Consider the following 16,169-nt stretch of genomic DNA (forward strand, 5'->3'; position numbering starts at 1 on the left):
GCGCGCGGTCTGCTCCGCAGACACGACGCGCCGCCGCTACGCGGCGGGTGAATTGCCGCGCTCCGCGCGGGAATTCCAGCTCCGCTGGAATTCTTCCCGGTCAACTCCGTTGCCCGGGGCGTGAATTGCTCCGCAATTCACGCTAAGGAATTAGCTCCGCGAATTCCTTAAAGGCGGCTAGCTAGCACAGCCTCGGCCTAGTCTTTTCAGCTTCCCCAACTCTGACAAGGCGTCAAGCCCCAGCCCTAGAAGGAAGCTGATGGCAAATCAGGCGGACCCGCAACTCCCCCAGCACCAATGACCGTAGCTCCACGCTCACGCTCAGGCAGAGGAGCATCGGTACGACTGCCTTCCTCTGCTGCTCCTGCGGCCTGGCCACTAAGGGCGAGTACGCGTTCGGTGAAGTCCGCTTCGGGAAGTGGGAGGTCGAGGTCGTCGTCTACGTAGGAGACGGCCAGAGGGATATATCCGAGGACAGCGTGGACGGCTTCCGGGTAGGTGCGTGGGGCGCTTTTCAGTGCGCGGAGGACTCTTAGGGCTGTGGTGATGTCGACGATGTCCGGGTCTATGTTCTGGGCGGCGACGATCTCGTTCTGGCTGTGCCACCAATTTGCTTCGGCTTCTTCGCCGAGGGCTCGGTGGTGGAGGAAGAGGCAGTAGGTGGCTGCGGAGTCTCCTGCGCCGGCGGCGTATTGCCACCAGAAGCGGGCGGATTCTTCTTGGGCGGCGAGTTGGAGGAGGCATCCGAGGACTCGGGCTCCTACGGGTTCGGGCATGGCTTGTGCCAGGAAGATGCGGAGGCTGACGAGTGCTTCGGGTTGGGCTACGACGGATTCGCACAGGTTGGTGAGGTCCTGGGCTGCGGTGTTGCTGGTTTTGAGGGCTGGGTTGGTGTGGTGGGTGGTGGGTCTGGGGTCGGTTGGGGCGCGGGTGCGGGCGGCGAGGCGTGCTTCGGCCGCGGCGGTGTCTGCTTGGTCGTAGGGGCGGCGTATTAGGCGTGCTCGTTCGAGGAGTTCGTCAATGGGTGACATCGGGGTGTTCCTCCGTGGTGTCGGGGGTGGTGAGGAGGTCGTGGAGTCGGCGTTTGGCGTGGCGGGCGCTGGAGCGGACGCTGGCGGGGGTGATGCCTAGTTCGTCGGCTACTTGGCGGTCGGTGTAGTCGAGGAGGTAGCGGAGGACCATGACGTCCATTTGGCGTGGTGGGAGCTGGCGTATGGCTGCGACGAGGGTGCTGGATTCTTCGTACTGTTTGATGGGGTCGGGGGCGCCGGCGAGGGCTTGGGTTTCGAAGGCGGCTAGGTCGAGTGGGAGTGCTCGTCTGCCGCGGCGGTGTGTGTCGATGGTGCTGTTGCGCATGACGGTCCAGGCGTAGCCGGCGGGGTTTTCGGTTTTCAGTACGGCGTTCCAGGCTTTGAGGAGTTGTTCGAAGGCGGCGTCGACGGCGTCTTCGGCGTCTGCGTGGTTGCCGAGGAAGGCGCGTGCCCAGCGGATGTAGGCCTCGCGGTGGAGTTGGTGGAAGGCCGAGAAGTCCAGCGGCAGGTGGGTCATGCGGTGTGGCGTGGGTGTGTGCGGGAGGTCGTGGGTCATTTGTGGGCCTCGTTTCGGTCGGCCCGTCGTCCCATTTCGTCGACTCCGAGGCGTACACCTGCTGCTGCGGCGCGGCGCAGGAGGCGGATTGCGTCGCGGCCGAAGACTCTGACCGCTAGCGCTGCCATGAGCGCTTCTCCTGCAAGCTCCATCGTCACGCGCGTGGTCCTTTCGCTGTGTGAGGCGAGACCCAGTTATCGCACCCCCAGAGAGTCTCGGGAGGGCACCTTGTGCGCGCCTCCGAACACAAGACGTTGCTCAACTCCCTTATGTGCAAAGGGAGTCGGAAGTTTTCGCTCTGTGTGTGGGGTTCTGGCGGTGGGTTTCTGCTCACTTGTGATCACGCGTTGGCTGTGTCGGCTCCCGGTGTCCTTGTGTGCGAGTGCGTCGTGGTTGCTGACCTGCGGTGGGTCGAGGGAGGTGTGTCGTCTGGTTCGCCGCGGGGCCGGTGTGGTTGCCGTCGAACGAGACTGAGCGGGTGCGGGCGTTCGTGCGGAGTGCGATGGACGTCAACTCCCGTATCCAACAAGGGCGTTGACGTTCCAGGTCTGGCGGTCGTTGCAGGGTCAGTGCTGGAGGTCGAGCAGCATCACGTCATGCAGATCGGCTCCGCTCCCCCATGGGCGGGCCTCGCCGATCTTTCGGTAGCCCCACGCGCGGTACGCGGACGTCGCCGCCCTGCTGTGTGGGTGGACGTTGAGCAGGACCCGTTCGGTGGGGAGGCCGTCGAGGAGGGTGGTGTGGAGGCGGCGGGCGATGCCTTGGCCGCGCCAGGGGTGGCGTACGGCGAGTTCGATGAGGCCGAAGGTGCGGTGGCCGTCTTCGTGGCGGAGGTTGTCGGGGGCTGGTTCGGTGAGTTCGTCCTACCAGGGGGTGTCGGGTGGGAGGGTCCAGCCGTACGCCATGCCTACGGGGTCGCCGTGTGGGGTGCGGGCGAGGGTTGCGCGGAAGCCTGGTCTGCGGGTGTGGGCGGGGAAGTCGCGGAAGGCGGCTTCGATGTCCTCGGGGGGTTCCTCGTAAGGCGGTTCGGTGAAGGCCTCCGCGTAGATGAGCCGGAATGCGTCCTCGGCGTGGGCCGCGGCCTGGCCGTCTAAGCGCTCGACCGTGGTGCTCCCCCGCTGCATCAGGCTGCGAAGCCGACGTTCGTGACGTACTCGTACTGGCCCCATTGGGAGCCGAGGTCGACGATCTGGTCGATCCAGGCGTCGTCGAGGGCGTCGGTGTCGCCGGCTGTCCAGGCTTCGATGATGCGGTCCCAGCGGCGGATGTTGAGGCTGCGGTATTCGAGGACGCGTTGGCGGGGGCGTGGGACTTGGGACTGGTTGAGGGGGTGGAGTTCGACGCGGGTGCCGCCGCGGGAGTTGAGGCGGCGGAGGAGGTGGCGGGCGACGTTGTGGCGGCGGACGGTGCGGTAGGCGTCCTCGATGCGTTGGAGGTTGCGGGGGTTGGGTTTTTGTTTGCCGTCGAGCCAGGCCTTGAGGGTGCGGTCGGTGACGGTGAGGCCGGCGGCGCGGGCGGCTGCGCGGGCGTGGTCGGTGCGGGTGAGGTAGTTGAGGCGGGCGTGGAGGCCGCGGCGGGATTCGACCGGGGAGACGATGAATCCGGCGAGGTCGTCGAGGCGGCGGAAGACGGCTTCGCTGCCGCGGATGCCGCGTGCGCCGTACTTGCCGAACTCCCGTGTGTACTCAGGCATCCGGCTGCTCCTCGTTCAGTTCGGTGTCGTCCTGGGGGCCGACGGTGTAGACGTCCTTGACCTTCACTTCGAGGACGCCGCGGCCTTCGGGGAAGACGCGGCGCCAGTCGCCGGTGACGTGGAGTTCGTCGGTGCCCATGACGCGTACGACGGAGAGGCCTTGTTCGTGGGCGCGGTGGGCTTTCATCCAGAGGTTGGCGAAGGCTTGGGAGCGGATGAGGTGCATCCAGTCGGGGCGGTACAGCTCCCGGTTGTAGTTGGACTCGCCCATGGTGGACACGAACTTGGAGTACATGGCTTTCACGTACTCGACGGTTGTCTCGTCGCCTGTGGTGATGGCGTGTTCGCGGGCGTCGCGGAGGGCGGTGCGGAACTTTTCCAGGAGGTTCTCGGTGGCGCCGGACGTGAACGACTCGTGGATCTCGGGGGGTTCGCACAGGCCGTACTTGGGTCCGGACAGGCGGAGCAGCAGCCGCAGGGTCGGTTCGGTGACCCAGAGGGGGCCGGGTTCGTCTCGGTTGCCGATGGGGTTGGGCAGGTACGGGTCGTGGTGCCAGTCCGGTGGGGTGATGAGGTGGACGCCGGCGCGGCGGCGGTCGTGGCCGAAGCCGCTGGAGTGCTCGAGTTGTCCGATGGGCAGGTGGGTTTTGAGGGCGGACAGGTAGGCACCGTTGATGTCGAGTGCTGTGACTTCGTGGGCGCCGGGTGGGAGTTCGGGGCGGGTCCACTTGGGGCGTGCTTCCCAGATGCTGTCGCTGCCGCGGGCGCTCTGCTTGCGGAGGATGTCCGGTACCCAGGGGTGGGCGATGACGTCGTAGCGGCCGCCGGTGCGGCATGCGTCGAGGAGCGCCATCGCGTCGGGGATGGCGCGCCGTACGAGCTGCGCGGTCGCCGCCTCGACGTCGCCTTCGTGCTGGGCGAGGGCGTTTTCCACGGCTTGCGTGATCAGCTCGGCCTCGGGGGTGGGCTGGCCGGTGGTGGGTTTGCGTACGGGGGTGGGTTTGCGTGGGGGTGCGGTGTTGGTCGCGGGGCGGGCCGGGCTCTGCGGCTTCGGCTTCGGCTGAGGTTCCCGTTGGGGCGCCGACTCGGGCTCCGGTTGGGGCGCCGGCTGGGGTTCCGCTCGTACGGGCGCGGGGGTCGTCGCCCGCGCGCATTCCTGCGGGTCGAGGTGTTGGGGGAAGCCCTCGACCTCGTCCGTGGCCGGTCCCCCGCAGAGCACGCAGGGCCGGGTCTGTGCGGCGGCGGCTTCGTCGAGTTTCGTGCGGGCGGCGTCCAGGAAGTACGCGTACTTGCCGCGCACTTCCCCCGACGGGTCGCGGCCGTTCTCCCAGCCGCCGACGGTGGACGGGCCGACGCCGAGGGCGGCGGCGACCTGGGCGCGGGAGAGGCCGAGGCTTTCGCGGAGTGCGCGGCGTTGTTCGGCGGGCGGGAGGGGTTCGGGTTCGACGGCGGAGGCGAGCAGGGCGTCGACGGCGTCGTATCCCTCGCGGTAGTCGTTCATGCGGGGACTCCGTGTCCGCGGGTGTGGCGGGTGGTGCGTGGGAGGCGGGCGCAGGCGTGTTCGGGGCCGGCGAGGAGGTCGAGTACGCCGATGCCGAAGTGGGCGGCGAGGCGGTCGCAGTCGTCGAGGGTCCAGGCGGCGCGGCCGGTCTGGCGGCGGGACACCTGGGTCTGGTCGACGCCGAGGGCGTGGGCGACGTCGGTCTGGGTCTGGCCGGTGGCCTGCATGAGGGCGGTGACGCTGGCGCGGAGTCGTGCGGGGGTGTGCGAGCTGTCCATGGCCTTCGCATCGTACCGTTCGGGGATGCGTATTCCGCATAGTGGGGCGAGGGGGTTGCCGGTCTCGTCCACTCCCCCGGTTTGTCTGGCGTCGGGTGCTTGGTTTACCGCGGTAAATCGCAACCCCCGTACGGCAATTGGGGCATATCGCATGCAAGCGCCCGCCGTGTGAGGAGAGGTACGGCGGGCGCAGCTGGTGAACCGGTGGGGTGCGGGGTGCTACAGGGTGCGGGGTGCTACAGCGGCAGCGTTATGCCCAGCTCCTGCATTGCGGAGGAGGGCGGTCCGCCTTCGGAGCGTTCCGTTTTGTAGCCCTTGACGCCGGGGGCGAGGGTGCGGGGGTCGACCGCCTCGGCGGGGGCGCCGGTCGCGTACAGGCCGTTGGGTTCGGTGTCGCGGTCGTGCGGCAGCAGCCAGAAGACGCGGCGGCGGAACGTGCCGGACGAGCGGGAGGCCTTGGCGCCGGGGCCGAGGAGTGCGTACCCGACCATGCGGCCGTCGCGGTGGTAGGCCGGTTTGCCCTTGCGGGTGGGCAGGCGGTCGAGGCTTTGTCGTACGTAGTCCAGCGCCGTGGCGTCTTCGAGCCAGACGATCTCCGTCTCCTCACGGATCTCGTCCTCGGTGATGAGGGCGCTCATGCTGTCCTACCTTCTCGTGCCAGGTCCTGAGCCTCGTGCGGGATGCCACGGGCCGGATACCCACCGGGCCGCCCGGCCATGGCCCTCGGACGGTCCGCCGTGTGCAGCGGTTGGCTTGTTCCCGTCATCAGCCATCCTCCCCGTCGGCCAGGAGTCCGATGCCCGGGTAGTACTTGCGCTGATTGGACAGGATCATCTGCTTGGGAGACTCGAGCCCGATCGTTTCGCGTACGCGAGCTGCGAAGGAGCGGGACGTCATGGCCGGCGCCCCCTCATTCTGGCACCAGCTCTTGTATGCGGCATACAGCCGTGCCTGTTCCGCACGCTGATCCGGGTCGAGTGTGCACGCCTCGCTGAGAAAACGGCCGGTATGGTCCTCTGTCTCCGCGTACGCGGTGGTGGCGATGCGGACGCGTTCCGGGCCGGTGAGGTCCTTGTCGCCGCCGAGGTAGCGGCGGGCGCCCTCGATCAGCCAGTTGAGGATGCCGGGTCCTTCTTCGGTGACGAGGATGTCGGCGAGGTTGTCGATCTTGCGGTCGTCGGGGACGGTCCGCTCGAACGGGATGAGGCGCATGCGCCGCCAGAACGCGAAGCCGCCGGTGCCGACTTCGGGGCGGTGGTTGCCCAACAGCCAGAGTTTGTGGGTGGGTTCGAAGCTGAAGAAGTCCTGCCGCATGCGGCGGGCCTTGATGCGGTCGCCGCCGGTGAGCAGCTTGACCCGGGCTTCGTCGAACCGGTCCCCCGGCTTGACCTCGCTGCACACGATGACGCGGCGGCCGTGGAGTTCGGCGAGGTCGGTGGGGTGGCCTTCGTAGGGGCGGGCCATGAGGAAGCCGGGCGGGGCGGCGTCTGCGTAGTCGCCGAGGAGTTTCATCAGGACGTCGAGGAGCACGGACTTGCCGTTCTTGCCGACGCCGAAGAGGAACGGCATGACCTGGCCGCCGACGTCCCCGGTGACGGAGTAGCCGAGGAGCAGGTGGAGGAAGCCGATCATCTCGGTGCCTTCGTCGTCGCCGCCGAAGGTGTCCTGGAGGAAGCGGTTCCAGCGCGGGGTGGCCATCTGGCGGGGGCCGATGGTCGTGGAGCGGGAGTGGAAGTCCTTGTTGGGGTCGGGGGTGCGGATCAGTCCGGTGCGCAGGTCGACGATGCCGGCGGGGGTGCACAGGACGTACGGGTCGGCGTCCAGGCGGGAGGCGTTGAGGACCATGCCGGGCGCGGACTTGGCCTGCAGGAGCATGGCGTTCATGCCGGAGGTGCTGAGGGCGCGCCTGCGGTGCTTCTGCAGGTCGGACGTGGTGTGGAGGCCGCGGGGGTCGCTGCTGGCGATGGATTCGGCGAGGTCGCCGGCGGCCCACATGACGGTGTCGTCGTCGTCGATCTGCCAGCGGGTGCTGTCCCAGCGGTACCAGCCGAGGCCGGGTACGTGCCGGTAGTCGGCCGCGTACAGCTTCACGAACAGTTTGGCGTTGCCGCGGTCGGTGAGGGTGTCGGGTACGAGCCCGCCGGGGGTGGCGACGGGGTCGGGTGGTGCCTCGGGCGGGGGGGCTTCCCCGGCCTGGGGCGGTACGGGGCCCGCGGTGGAGCGGGCGAGGATCTGGGCCGCGACGGCCTCCGCATCGAAGTCGAAGAGGGCGTTGTTCTGATCCGGGTGCGGGGACGGCGTCACGAGCTGCTCCCGGGTTCCAGGGGACGACGCAGCCCGGCGCTCATGCCACTGCGGATGATCTGTTCGGCCCGGCGGGTCTGGCCGGGCCGGGCCTGCTCGGCGGCCTGCAGCAGGACGTGTTCGGCCTCGTCCTGGTCGAGGTGGCCTGCGGCGACGAGCCCGCCGAGTGTGTACGCGGCCCGGTTGAGCTTTTCGGAGAACGCTGCGCCTTCGGGTACGCGGGCGCAGTCGGCGACTTCGGTGAGGACGGTCAGGAGGGTCCTGGTGGCCTTGCCGGTGCGTCCGCCGGCGGCCATCACGGCCTGCCGGGCGCGCGGCGGCACGGGCCTGGGTGCGGGAACGGCCGCTGGGAGGTGCCCGGTTCGCTCCAGCTCCTGCGCGAGCCAGCCGGGCAGCGGGGCGGGTTCTCGTACGGGCCCTACGGGTGTGTAGGTGCCGTCGGCGGTGGTGGTGCCGGGGGTGACGATGTACCCGCCGTGGGCGCGGATGTCGACCTGCCAGGCGAGGGCGCGGCGGGTGCTGGCGCCGGTGGAGCACTGCCAGGCGCGGCCGTCGACGGCCCGGTACCAGACGTGCATGCCGCCGGAGGGGGTGCGGACGCGGAGGGTGGTGTCGTCCTCGGAGGGGCTGACGACGCCGCGGAGGGCGGCCAGGACGGCGAGCGTGTGGTAGCCGTTGGCGAGGCCCATGAGGTCGACCTCGTCGGGGATGTGAATGCCCGGCAGGAGTCGGTCCCGGCTGGGCACGGGTTGTTGATGCGCGTCGACGTCGATGACGACGAGGCCGGCGGGGCCGCAGGACACTCCGACGCCCATCGACGGGGCGCTCCCCCACCAGCGTTCGATCCTGGAGGTGTCGAGCGTCGCTGAGTGGAAACCGTGACACCAGCGGCCTTCGGCACGGCACCCGCAGTCGCGGTGGGTGTGCCCGGGCTTGCGGCAGGACTCGCAGTTGGCGGCAGGAACTTTGCGTCCGGCGGCCAGCGGGAACACGGGCCAGCCACGGCTCGCGCACCAGCGGGCGGTGGCGAGCGGTGCAGCGACCGAACGCGCAGAGCTGGACTGCCGTGAGTCGCTGCGTGAAAACCGCAGCTCAGCAGGCATTTAGTTCCCCTATCAGCGACCGAAGCGACTCAACGACGGACATAGATTAGCGAAGTTCGGGCGGCTGGTGGGGCTGCTGGGGACAAAGCCCGAACAGCGTGTCGATCTGCGTGCTGGTTCCTGATGTCTACCTTGCGGGCCCTCAGCTACCCAACAGCGACTGAACGTTGGGCGCAGCGACTGAAGGCCTTTCGGTCGCTGTCTTCAGTCGCTCACAAAACTGCAGGTCAGAGACATGCAACCAGAAAAACAGCGACTGAAGCGACTCAGCGACTGTATATATGAGCTCTACGCGCAGGCGCGCACACGCGCTTTGCTCTTCATATATAGGAACCTTGAGTCGCTTCGGTCGCTGTTCCGTTGGGCTCAACGCCTCTGACCTGCGGTTTTGTCCCAGCGACTGAGAGCGACTCAAGAGTCGCTCGGTAGCTGGTCTTCAGTCGCTGGCCCTCTTCGGTCGCTGCGGGACCCCTCGGGCAGCGACCGAAGAGCGACTGAAGAACGGCCGAGAACAGCTACCGAAGCGACTGAAGCGACCCGAGCGACCGAAGCGACCAACTCGTGGGCAACCTTTCGGCGTTGTCGAGCGTCGGGGGCCAACTCCGGAACTGGGTCGCTTCGGTCGCTTCAGTAGCTGCCGCCACTCCCCCGGGCGCCCCCACTGGCTGCTGCCGCACGGGACAGAAGCGCTGTACGGCGATCTGAGAGCCTCGCGGGACTGCTGTGGCCGTTTCCCTCCAGCGACCGCTGTCAGGGCCCTGAGCGGCGACTCAGGGCGTTCAGAGGCCTCTGGCGGGCCTTCAGGGCTGTTCAACGGGCTTGTGGGGTACGGAGGATGCGCTCTCGGAGGACATGCGGGCATGGGGGCGAACATGGGGGCGAACATGGGGGCGGACATGGGTGTGGGCCGACCTCCGGGTGGAGGTCGGCCCACACCAGCGACTCAAGAAGCATGCCGGACTCAGGAGTCCTGGAGGTCTTCCCGCATCAGCTTGTGCAGCGACTGGAAGTCCTCGGGGGTCATCCAGTGCTTGATGGTCCGGAACACCGTCTCCGGGTTCCGCCACGGGATGGCACCCACCGTCGCGATGTCCGGCAGCGGCTCAGGCCGTTGAGTCGCTGCTGCCCGCCGAGCAGGAGCGTCGTGCCCCTCCGCAGGGACGGCGGCCGCCGGAGCCGCAGCCTCCTCCCCCGCCTCCGCGACAGGAGCGGCAGGCGCAGCGGGAGCGGAAGCCGGAGCCGGGTCTTGCACGGAGGCGGGGGCGGGCGTCTGTACGGGCTCGGGTGCCGGCTCTCGTACGACCTCGGGGGTCGGTGCGGGCTCCGGGGCCGCAGGGGGCTGCTCCCCCACCGGGGTCGCCGGGGTCGCCGGGCTCGCTGTCGCCGTCGCCGCCGTCGCCGCCGTCGCCGCCGTCGGCTCCGGCGACTCCGGCGACTCCGTGGGCTCGTCCTTCGTACGACGGGTGCGCGGCGCGGCGAGGACCGCGGCGCGGCGGTCGAGTTCGGCCTGCCAGGCGTCCGCCTGCTCCTCCTGCGGGAGGCCGGCGATCTCGCGGCCGATGCGGATGGACAGCTCCCCCGAGCTCACCAACTGCTGGAGCTCCGGAGTCAGCCGCAGCAGCTTGCGCTGGTTGCTGACCCACGGGCCGGACTTGCCGTAGTGCTTGGCGACCTTGTCGGCGCCGCCGAGCTCGACGACCATCGTCTCGATACCGAGGGCCCGCTCGATCGGGTCCAGGTCCTCACGGTCGTTGTTCTCCGCGAGCACCGCGTCCAGGAACTCCGCCCGGGAGTTGGCGACCTCCTCGTGGTGCACCACGTCCAGGGTCGGCCGGCCCACGAGCTGCGAGGCCCGGAAGCGCCGCTCGCCGTTGGCGATGACGTACGGGATGTCGCCGATCCGCTCGGCCTCCTCCGGCCACAGCTTCAGATAGCCGGCACGGGAGACGACCACGGCCGGCTGGAGCTGCTTCTGCTGCAGCTTCAGGCCGAACTCGCGCAGCTGCTCCTCCGTACCGAAGTTGCGGCGCGGGTTGAAGCGGGTCGGGATCAGCTTCTCCAGGGGCAGGGAGAGCAGCAGCAGATCACTGCGGCCGGGAACGTCATCGACCTTCGCCCCCGCGAGCGAAGCGAGACTGGTCCTTCGTCCCATCAGGAGCGACCTCCGTAACCGAGTTCGAGAGCCAGGCGGAAGAAGTCCTCGCGGGCTTCCATCGCGACACGGTTCTTCGGGTACTGCGTGACGACCTTGCCCTCCACCGAGGCCCGGGTGTGGACCTTGTAGCGGCGGATCACGGCTTCGGCGCGCGGCCAGCCCTGTGCGTCGATGTACGCCTTGGTGTCCTCGAGGTCGGCGATGCCGTCCCGCGGGTCCCAGTTGTTGACGGTGACCTTGAAGGGGAGGCCGGTCGGCTCGATGACCTTCTGGATGGTGCGGGCGGTCGGGTCGAAGGCGAGGCCTTCCGGCGGCATGGGGACGATCACGTCATGCGCGTACTTGAGCGCCTCGAGGAGAAGGTTCTCGTCCTGGAGGCTGCCCGGGGTGTCGATGAAGACGTGCTGCAGTCCCTTGTCCTGACCCTTCAGGGTGTCCGAGACGATCGCGCCGAGGTTGAGGGTCGTGGTCGTCTTGCCGACGCCGCCCTTCTGGTTGGCGACGACGTGGACCTGGGCGCCGGTGTCCTTGAGGACGGCGAGGTTCTCCGGAGTCTCGTGCTCCTGGGAGAAGTCGAAGGGCAGATCGTTGATCCGGTTCGCCCACCAGACCGTGGAGGCCTGGGGGTCGATGGACACGACGTAGACAGAAGCTGGCATGTGATGCTCCGTTTGCTTCCCGTGGGTTCCGGTACTTCGGGCGGAAGCATCATCGCAGACGCGGCAGCCTTCTCTGGTCGGACACCAGGTGTTTTGCCCCGATCCGTGAGGAGGGGGCGGGGGAGTTGGGGGAGGGCGAGCGATTTACCGCGGTAAAACGGGGTGGGGGGTTGGGGGCTGACGGGGTGTGGGGTTCGGGGGCCCCGAGAGCTCGTGGATGTTGCGGGCCCGGGGGTGGAGGTTGGAGTTGGGGGTTCCGCTTTACCGCGGTAAAACGCGTCCCGCTCCCGGAGCCCTGCCGCCGCCCGTGGCCCGGGGAGTCGGCCGCTGTGTTTTACCGCGGTAAAGCGGAGAGCCGTCCGATGGAGGATCTGCGGGCGGCGGTGCGTCAGGTCCGTCGGGCGGCCCGCCGTGGGGCCGAGCGATTTACCGCGGTAAAACGAGACGGGCGTCAGACGCGGCGGCGGGATGGGCTGTCGGCGTGCCGGGAGAGCGGGTCGTCGTTTTACCGCGGTAAAACGCAGCGTCCGGGCGGGGCTTCGAGAGTCGATCGTGTCTCGGCTCAGGAACGGTCGAGTGCGCGGGACCACAGCGCCTTCCCGTCCTACTGTCCTGCGGTGAGGGAACGCAGCCACGGACGAGTGCCGGGACGAGGAGGACGCCATGGTGTGTGCGGGCATCATGCCGTTCCTCATCCGCCCTGCCTCCCCGCAGGAACGTCCCGGTGACGCGTCGTCGAGCGGGGCACGCGTCACCGGGACCCACTCGTCCGTGCTGCAGCCTCGGTAGGGGATCCGCGACGACAGGACGACGAAGACGGGGTGAGCCGAGGAGGAGGAGTCCGGATGAACGCCGACCGCCTCTCGTCCATGCCGTTGACCGTCACCGTCACGCCGACCCGGCCCGGGGCCCCGCTGGTGCTGGAGTTGCTCGGCTCCGCGGGCGGCTCCGTCGACGGCCGTGCGGTCGAGGCCGCCGTCGAACGGGCCCTGCGGCAGGCACTGCCGTACGGGGAGGGGAGTGCGGCTTGGCGGTACCGGCTGCGGCGTGAAGGGCCCGGCCGTCACACGCTCACCTTGGAAGCCCCGGCCGGGCCAGGCGGCGACGCACCCGTGGAGCACTCGCCCGTCGGCCTGATCGCCGACCTGCTCACGGCAACTCCGGCGGAGGTTCCGGAGGAGGCGTACGAGGACACCTACGAAGACGAAGGTCCGTACGAGAAGAGGGACGGGAAGACGTACGAGAAGACGTACGGGCCCGTGACTCAGTTGCTGCGGGCGACTCCGTTGCAGCGGGAGCTGTTGGCCGATGCCGAGGCGTGGCCCGGGGCGGGGGTCGGGATCGGGCAGTTGAGCTGGGACTGGGACGGGCCGCTCGACGTGGCACGGTCCGCGGCGGCCTGGCGGTCGGTGCACGAGAGGGAGAGTGTGCTGCGGGCGGCGTTCGACGGGGGCTGGGGAGCGGAGGAGCTGCGGGTCGCCGTGCACGCGTGGGTCACGCCGCGGTTGCTGCGGCTACGGGACGTCGACTGGTTCGGTCTGCTGTCCCGCGACCGGCGTCGTGGCCTCGACCCGCGCCGACCCGGGCCGGTGCGCGTCACCCTGCTGGAGGGCGTACGTGGAGAGCAGGGCGGGCAGCGGTCGGCACACCGGATGCTGCTCACCTACCACCACGCCCTGCTCGACGACCTGAGCGCCCGGCTGCTGCTGCGGGAGTTCGTCCGCGCCTACCTCGCCGGGGGACGGCTGCCCGGCGGGGAGCGGCGGCCCGACATCGGCGACTACAGCGACTGGCTGGAGGCCCAAGACCTCACGCCCGCAAGGGAGTTCTGGGCCCGAGCTGTCCCGCTGGGCGGTGGCGCGGTCGACTTGCCGGTACGGGCCGTGGGGGAGGGGGCGCACGGGCGGTGGCGTGCCCGGTGCCGGCTGACGCCGGGGGAGGCCGAGCGGCTGCGCGCGTGGGCGGGCCGCCGGGGTTGCACGGAGTTCGGTGCGCTGCAGGCGGCCTGGGCGATGCTGCTCCACCGGGCGTCCGGCGGGGAGTCCGGCGAGGCGTCCGCCGGGCCCGTGAGGTTCAGCGTGTCCGTGTCCGGCCGTGGCGTACCCCTCGACAGCGTGGACCGGATGCCGGGCGCGCTGAGCAACTCGCTGCCCGTGTCCGTCGTCGTGTCCCCGGACCGTGACGTGGCCGGGCTGCTCGCGGACGTGGGGGAGCGGGGGCTGGACCGGGCCGCGTACGAGTGGGTGGCGGGGAGCCAGATCGCGGGGTGGGCGGAGGGCCTGCGGCGACCGGAGCCTCAGGAGCGGCGGCGGGGCGGGGCGCTGTTGGCGTTCAGGGGTGGGTACTCCGCTGCTGCCGTGCCGGTCGGAGAGCTCGGGGCGCAGGGCGTCGTCGTGCAGGAGCCGACGACGTACGACGCGGACACGGGGTTTCCGCTGACCTTGACCCTGCACGCCGACCGGGAGGGCGGGCTCGTACTGACGTGTGCGTACGAGCCTGGGCTGTTCCGGGACGTGGACGGGGTGCTGGCCGACCTGGCTTGGCTGTTGCGGCGGTTTCCCGGGCGGGGTTCGTCGTCCTCAGGCTCGGGGGAGTCGGAGGGCTCGACGGACACGGTCGGGTCGTTGCTGGGGGAGTTGGCGGAGTCGGGGGAGGGGCGTGCCGGGACGTTCCCGGGCGGGCCCGGGGTGCGGGTGCTGCGGTCGGGGGCCGGGGAGGGCGAGGCCGTGGTGTGCCTGGTGTCGTCGCCCGGGCTGCCGCAGGAGGGGTACGAGCAACTCGCCCTGGCGTACCGGGGTTTGGAGACCGTGGTCCAGCTGAGCGTCGGCGGGACGGAGACGGAGGCAGTGGGGAGCGGGCTCGCCTCGCTGCTGCGGCTGCTCGACGACGGCGGGCAGGGCGGACAAGGCGGGAGGCGGGGGCGGAGGCTCGTGCTCGCGGGGTTCTCGGGCTGTGGCTCGGAGGCGTACACGGTCGCCCGGCTCGTCGAGCGGCACACGGGCGGGCCGGTTTCCGTCGTGGTGTTCGCGGCGGGGGAGAGGTCCGACTTCGCCGCTCTGGCCCGTACGTTGGCGGCTGCGGCGGGGCGCGGGCGGTGAGCGGGCGGACCAACTGGCGTACTGCCCCCGGCAGTTAGGGTGCGGGCCGTCAGTCCGGCAGCACAGTTTCGGCGGGTGCCGAAATACCTTCTCCTGGCGTACCGGCAGGTCGTTTCCTTGGCGGTGACAGCACGTCGACACCATGTCGACGGCGGGACCGAGCACAACCAGGGGGAACGACATGATCAGCAAGATCCGTATGGGTGTGGTGGGCGCAGCGGCTCTCGGTACGGCCGCGTTCGTGATTCCGGCCGGCGGTGCGCAGGCCGCTTCGAGTGCGCCGCAGACGAAGACGGTCGCGGTGCAGGCGGAGGACGCCGCTGCTGCGGCGGTCCGCTGCTCGGGCGTACGGACCATCACCGTCAACGGCGGCTACCTGAAGTACCGGGAGTGCGACAACGGGCCCGGTCGCCGGGTCGTCGGCGTCCTCAACGACACCAAGTCCAACGGCCGTTGCGTCTGGGCGAAGATCCGCTTCGTGCCGAGCGGCGCGACGAAGACGTACAAGGACTGCGGCGGCGCCACCACCAGGATCGACACCGGCTGGAAGCGCGCGTCCGACGCCCGCGTCACCCTCAGCTGACCCCGCCTCGGCACCCTGCCTGTCGCCCCGCCCGGCCTGACCAACCGGGCGGGGCACAGACGTGTCTGCCCGGGCGGGTCACCGGCGCGCGCCGGGCTTGGGAAGCGGACGGGGGCGGGGTACGGAACGGGGCTTCGGCTGCGGAAGATGCCGGGGTCGACCGCCGCGCGGGGCGGGGGAGAGGCCGGTGCCGGCGAGCTGGTCGAGACGTACGCGCAAGAGGGCTCCTTCAGAGCGGGCGGCAGGTAGCAAGTAGCAGAGAGCAGGCGGCAGTTCGTGGTGAACTGCCCCCACTTCACTAACCACTGCGAGTGAAGTGCTTTGAAATTAGCGGTGCAGTTGCAGTGGTGTCAATGAGTTTTGGAACTCTTGCTGCACTCGAGGCTCTCCCTGCTTTCGCTGCTCTCGCGGAGAACGCGCTCACGGCGTCTCCGGGATCGGCTCCGCCCTGCGGATCGCCGCGACCGTCGGTACCGGTTCCCTGGTGAGGAAGTCCAGGACGAGCGCGTTGACCAGGTGCGGCTTCTCCTGGGTGAGGAAGTGCGACGTGCCGGGTACGACGGCGAGCTCCGCGCCCGGGATCGCGTCGTACATCTCGACCACGTGCTGCATCGTCACCAGGTCGTCGTCGGAGAACATCACCAGCGTGCGGGCCGAGACCGCGGCCAGGTCGGAGGCCTGGAGGTCGGGCTCCTTGGCGGCCATCTCGCCGATCTTCGCAGCGACGACCTTGAAGTGGTCGATGCCGTCGGGGGAGACCTCGCCGTACGTCGGGCCGAGGAACTCGAAGATCGCGTCGACATCCCACTCGGCGTCCGGGGCCGCCTCGCCGCTCTTGTTGAAGCCGCCGCTGATCAGCACGAGCCGCTTCACCAGCTCGGGCCGCTGCATGGCGACGAGCATCGCGACGAACGCTCCGTCGCTGTGCCCCACCAGGTCGGCCGGCTCCGCCACGACCTGCTCCAGGAACGCGACCGTGTCGTCGGCCATCAGCTGGTACGTGATGGGGCCGGGCACGTCCGGCGTGTGGCCGTGGCCGCGCCGCTCGGGCGTGTAGACGTGGAAGTTCTCGGCCAGTGCGTCGATGTTCGGGGCGAAGAACCGGGCGTCGACGAGGCCGCCGTGCAGGAGCACGAGGGGAGCGCCCTCGCCATGCTCGTCGTACCAAGTCCTCACGTCCCCGAGCTGGGCGTATGCGGCCATCGGTG

The 16,169-nt window shown here is 69.6% G+C and carries 13 protein-coding genes and 1 pseudogene; 2 read left to right on the forward strand and 12 right to left on the reverse strand.

Annotation, left to right across the window (positions count from 1 at the left end; translation table 11 throughout):
- Window positions 1-245 precede the first annotated feature (245 nt).
- The 11 genes and pseudogenes from ACIDOF_RS32365 to ACIDOF_RS32415 form a co-directional block, all read right to left on the reverse strand.
- Complete coding sequence (locus ACIDOF_RS32365; protein ID WP_409009753.1) at window positions 246-1,031, reverse strand: hypothetical protein; 786 nt, start codon at window positions 1,029-1,031, stop codon at window positions 246-248.
- Entirely contained in the window at window positions 1,018-1,587 is a 570-nt protein-coding gene (locus ACIDOF_RS32370) for a sigma-70 family RNA polymerase sigma factor (protein WP_409009754.1), read from the reverse strand. Before ACIDOF_RS32370 ends, ACIDOF_RS32365 begins: the two co-directional genes overlap by 14 nt.
- Before the next feature lie 566 nt (window positions 1,588-2,153).
- Window positions 2,154-2,711: pseudogene (locus ACIDOF_RS32375) on the reverse strand (GNAT family N-acetyltransferase).
- Window positions 2,711-3,280, reverse strand: coding sequence for a transcriptional regulator (locus ACIDOF_RS32380; protein ID WP_409009755.1), 570 nt, complete (start codon window positions 3,278-3,280; stop codon window positions 2,711-2,713). Before ACIDOF_RS32380 ends, ACIDOF_RS32375 begins: the two are co-directional and overlap by 1 nt.
- On the reverse strand, window positions 3,273-4,781 hold the full coding sequence (locus ACIDOF_RS32385; RefSeq protein WP_409009756.1) for a helix-turn-helix domain-containing protein: 1,509 nt from the start codon (window positions 4,779-4,781) through the stop codon (window positions 3,273-3,275). The genes ACIDOF_RS32380 and ACIDOF_RS32385 overlap by 8 nt, the downstream gene beginning before the upstream one ends.
- Window positions 4,778-5,059 (reverse strand): helix-turn-helix domain-containing protein, encoded by a 282-nt coding sequence (locus ACIDOF_RS32390; protein ID WP_409009757.1) that lies wholly within the window; start codon window positions 5,057-5,059, stop codon window positions 4,778-4,780. Before ACIDOF_RS32390 ends, ACIDOF_RS32385 begins: the two co-directional genes overlap by 4 nt.
- A 236-nt stretch (window positions 5,060-5,295) precedes the next feature.
- Window positions 5,296-5,697: a DUF6009 family protein gene (locus tag ACIDOF_RS32395; RefSeq protein ID WP_409009758.1), complete on the reverse strand. Its 402-nt coding sequence runs from the start codon at window positions 5,695-5,697 to the stop codon at window positions 5,296-5,298.
- 127 nt (window positions 5,698-5,824) lie between these two features.
- A complete protein-coding gene (locus tag ACIDOF_RS32400; protein WP_409009759.1) occupies window positions 5,825-7,363 on the reverse strand; it encodes a phage/plasmid primase, P4 family in 1,539 nt (512 codons plus the stop codon).
- Complete coding sequence (locus tag ACIDOF_RS32405) at window positions 7,360-8,355, reverse strand: bifunctional DNA primase/polymerase (protein WP_409009857.1); 996 nt, start codon at window positions 8,353-8,355, stop codon at window positions 7,360-7,362. Before ACIDOF_RS32405 ends, ACIDOF_RS32400 begins: the two co-directional genes overlap by 4 nt.
- A 1,072-nt stretch (window positions 8,356-9,427) precedes the next feature.
- On the reverse strand, window positions 9,428-10,618 hold the full coding sequence (locus ACIDOF_RS32410) for a ParB/RepB/Spo0J family partition protein (protein ID WP_409009760.1): 1,191 nt from the start codon (window positions 10,616-10,618) through the stop codon (window positions 9,428-9,430).
- Window positions 10,618-11,280, reverse strand: coding sequence for a ParA family protein (locus ACIDOF_RS32415; protein WP_409009761.1), 663 nt, complete (start codon window positions 11,278-11,280; stop codon window positions 10,618-10,620). The genes ACIDOF_RS32410 and ACIDOF_RS32415 overlap by 1 nt, the downstream gene beginning before the upstream one ends.
- An 845-nt stretch (window positions 11,281-12,125) precedes the next feature.
- On the opposite strand from ACIDOF_RS32415, the gene ACIDOF_RS32420 reads away from it, so the two are divergent.
- Entirely contained in the window at window positions 12,126-14,378 is a 2,253-nt protein-coding gene (locus ACIDOF_RS32420) for a condensation domain-containing protein (protein ID WP_409009762.1), read from the forward strand.
- 181 nt (window positions 14,379-14,559) lie between these two features.
- Window positions 14,560-14,961 carry a hypothetical protein gene (locus tag ACIDOF_RS32425; RefSeq protein ID WP_409009763.1) on the forward strand — a complete coding sequence of 134 codons (402 nt, stop codon included), beginning with the start codon at window positions 14,560-14,562 and terminating at the stop codon, window positions 14,959-14,961.
- A 420-nt stretch (window positions 14,962-15,381) separates the two neighbouring features.
- Here ACIDOF_RS32425 and ACIDOF_RS32430 read toward each other — a convergent pair whose 3' ends face one another.
- A complete protein-coding gene (locus ACIDOF_RS32430; protein ID WP_409009764.1) occupies window positions 15,382-16,164 on the reverse strand; it encodes an alpha/beta fold hydrolase in 783 nt (260 codons plus the stop codon).
- Window positions 16,165-16,169: the final 5 nt, after the last annotated feature.

Origin of the sequence: Streptomyces sp. Da 82-17, assembly GCF_046098215.1 — a bacterium.
GTDB lineage: Bacteria > Actinomycetota > Actinomycetes > Streptomycetales > Streptomycetaceae > Streptomyces.

Bases quoted from the DNA above. Each gene is read 5' to 3' on its own strand.
- ACIDOF_RS32370 (WP_409009754.1), bottom strand. From the start codon at position 1,587: ATGACCCACGACCTCCCGCACACACCCACGCCACACCGCATGACCCAC.
- ACIDOF_RS32410 (WP_409009760.1), bottom strand. From the start codon at position 10,618: ATGGGACGAAGGACCAGTCTCGCTTCGCTCGCGGGGGCGAAGGTCGAT.
- ACIDOF_RS32395 (WP_409009758.1), bottom strand. From the start codon at position 5,697: ATGAGCGCCCTCATCACCGAGGACGAGATCCGTGAGGAGACGGAGATC.
- ACIDOF_RS32420 (WP_409009762.1), top strand. From the start codon at position 12,126: ATGAACGCCGACCGCCTCTCGTCCATGCCGTTGACCGTCACCGTCACG.
- ACIDOF_RS32365 (WP_409009753.1), bottom strand. From the start codon at position 1,031: ATGTCACCCATTGACGAACTCCTCGAACGAGCACGCCTAATACGCCGC.
- ACIDOF_RS32380 (WP_409009755.1), bottom strand. From the start codon at position 3,280: ATGCCTGAGTACACACGGGAGTTCGGCAAGTACGGCGCACGCGGCATC.
- ACIDOF_RS32385 (WP_409009756.1), bottom strand. From the start codon at position 4,781: ATGAACGACTACCGCGAGGGATACGACGCCGTCGACGCCCTGCTCGCC.
- ACIDOF_RS32425 (WP_409009763.1), top strand. From the start codon at position 14,560: ATGATCAGCAAGATCCGTATGGGTGTGGTGGGCGCAGCGGCTCTCGGT.
- ACIDOF_RS32430 (WP_409009764.1), bottom strand. From the start codon at position 16,164: ATGGCCGCATACGCCCAGCTCGGGGACGTGAGGACTTGGTACGACGAG.
- ACIDOF_RS32415 (WP_409009761.1), bottom strand. From the start codon at position 11,280: ATGCCAGCTTCTGTCTACGTCGTGTCCATCGACCCCCAGGCCTCCACG.
- ACIDOF_RS32390 (WP_409009757.1), bottom strand. From the start codon at position 5,059: ATGGACAGCTCGCACACCCCCGCACGACTCCGCGCCAGCGTCACCGCC.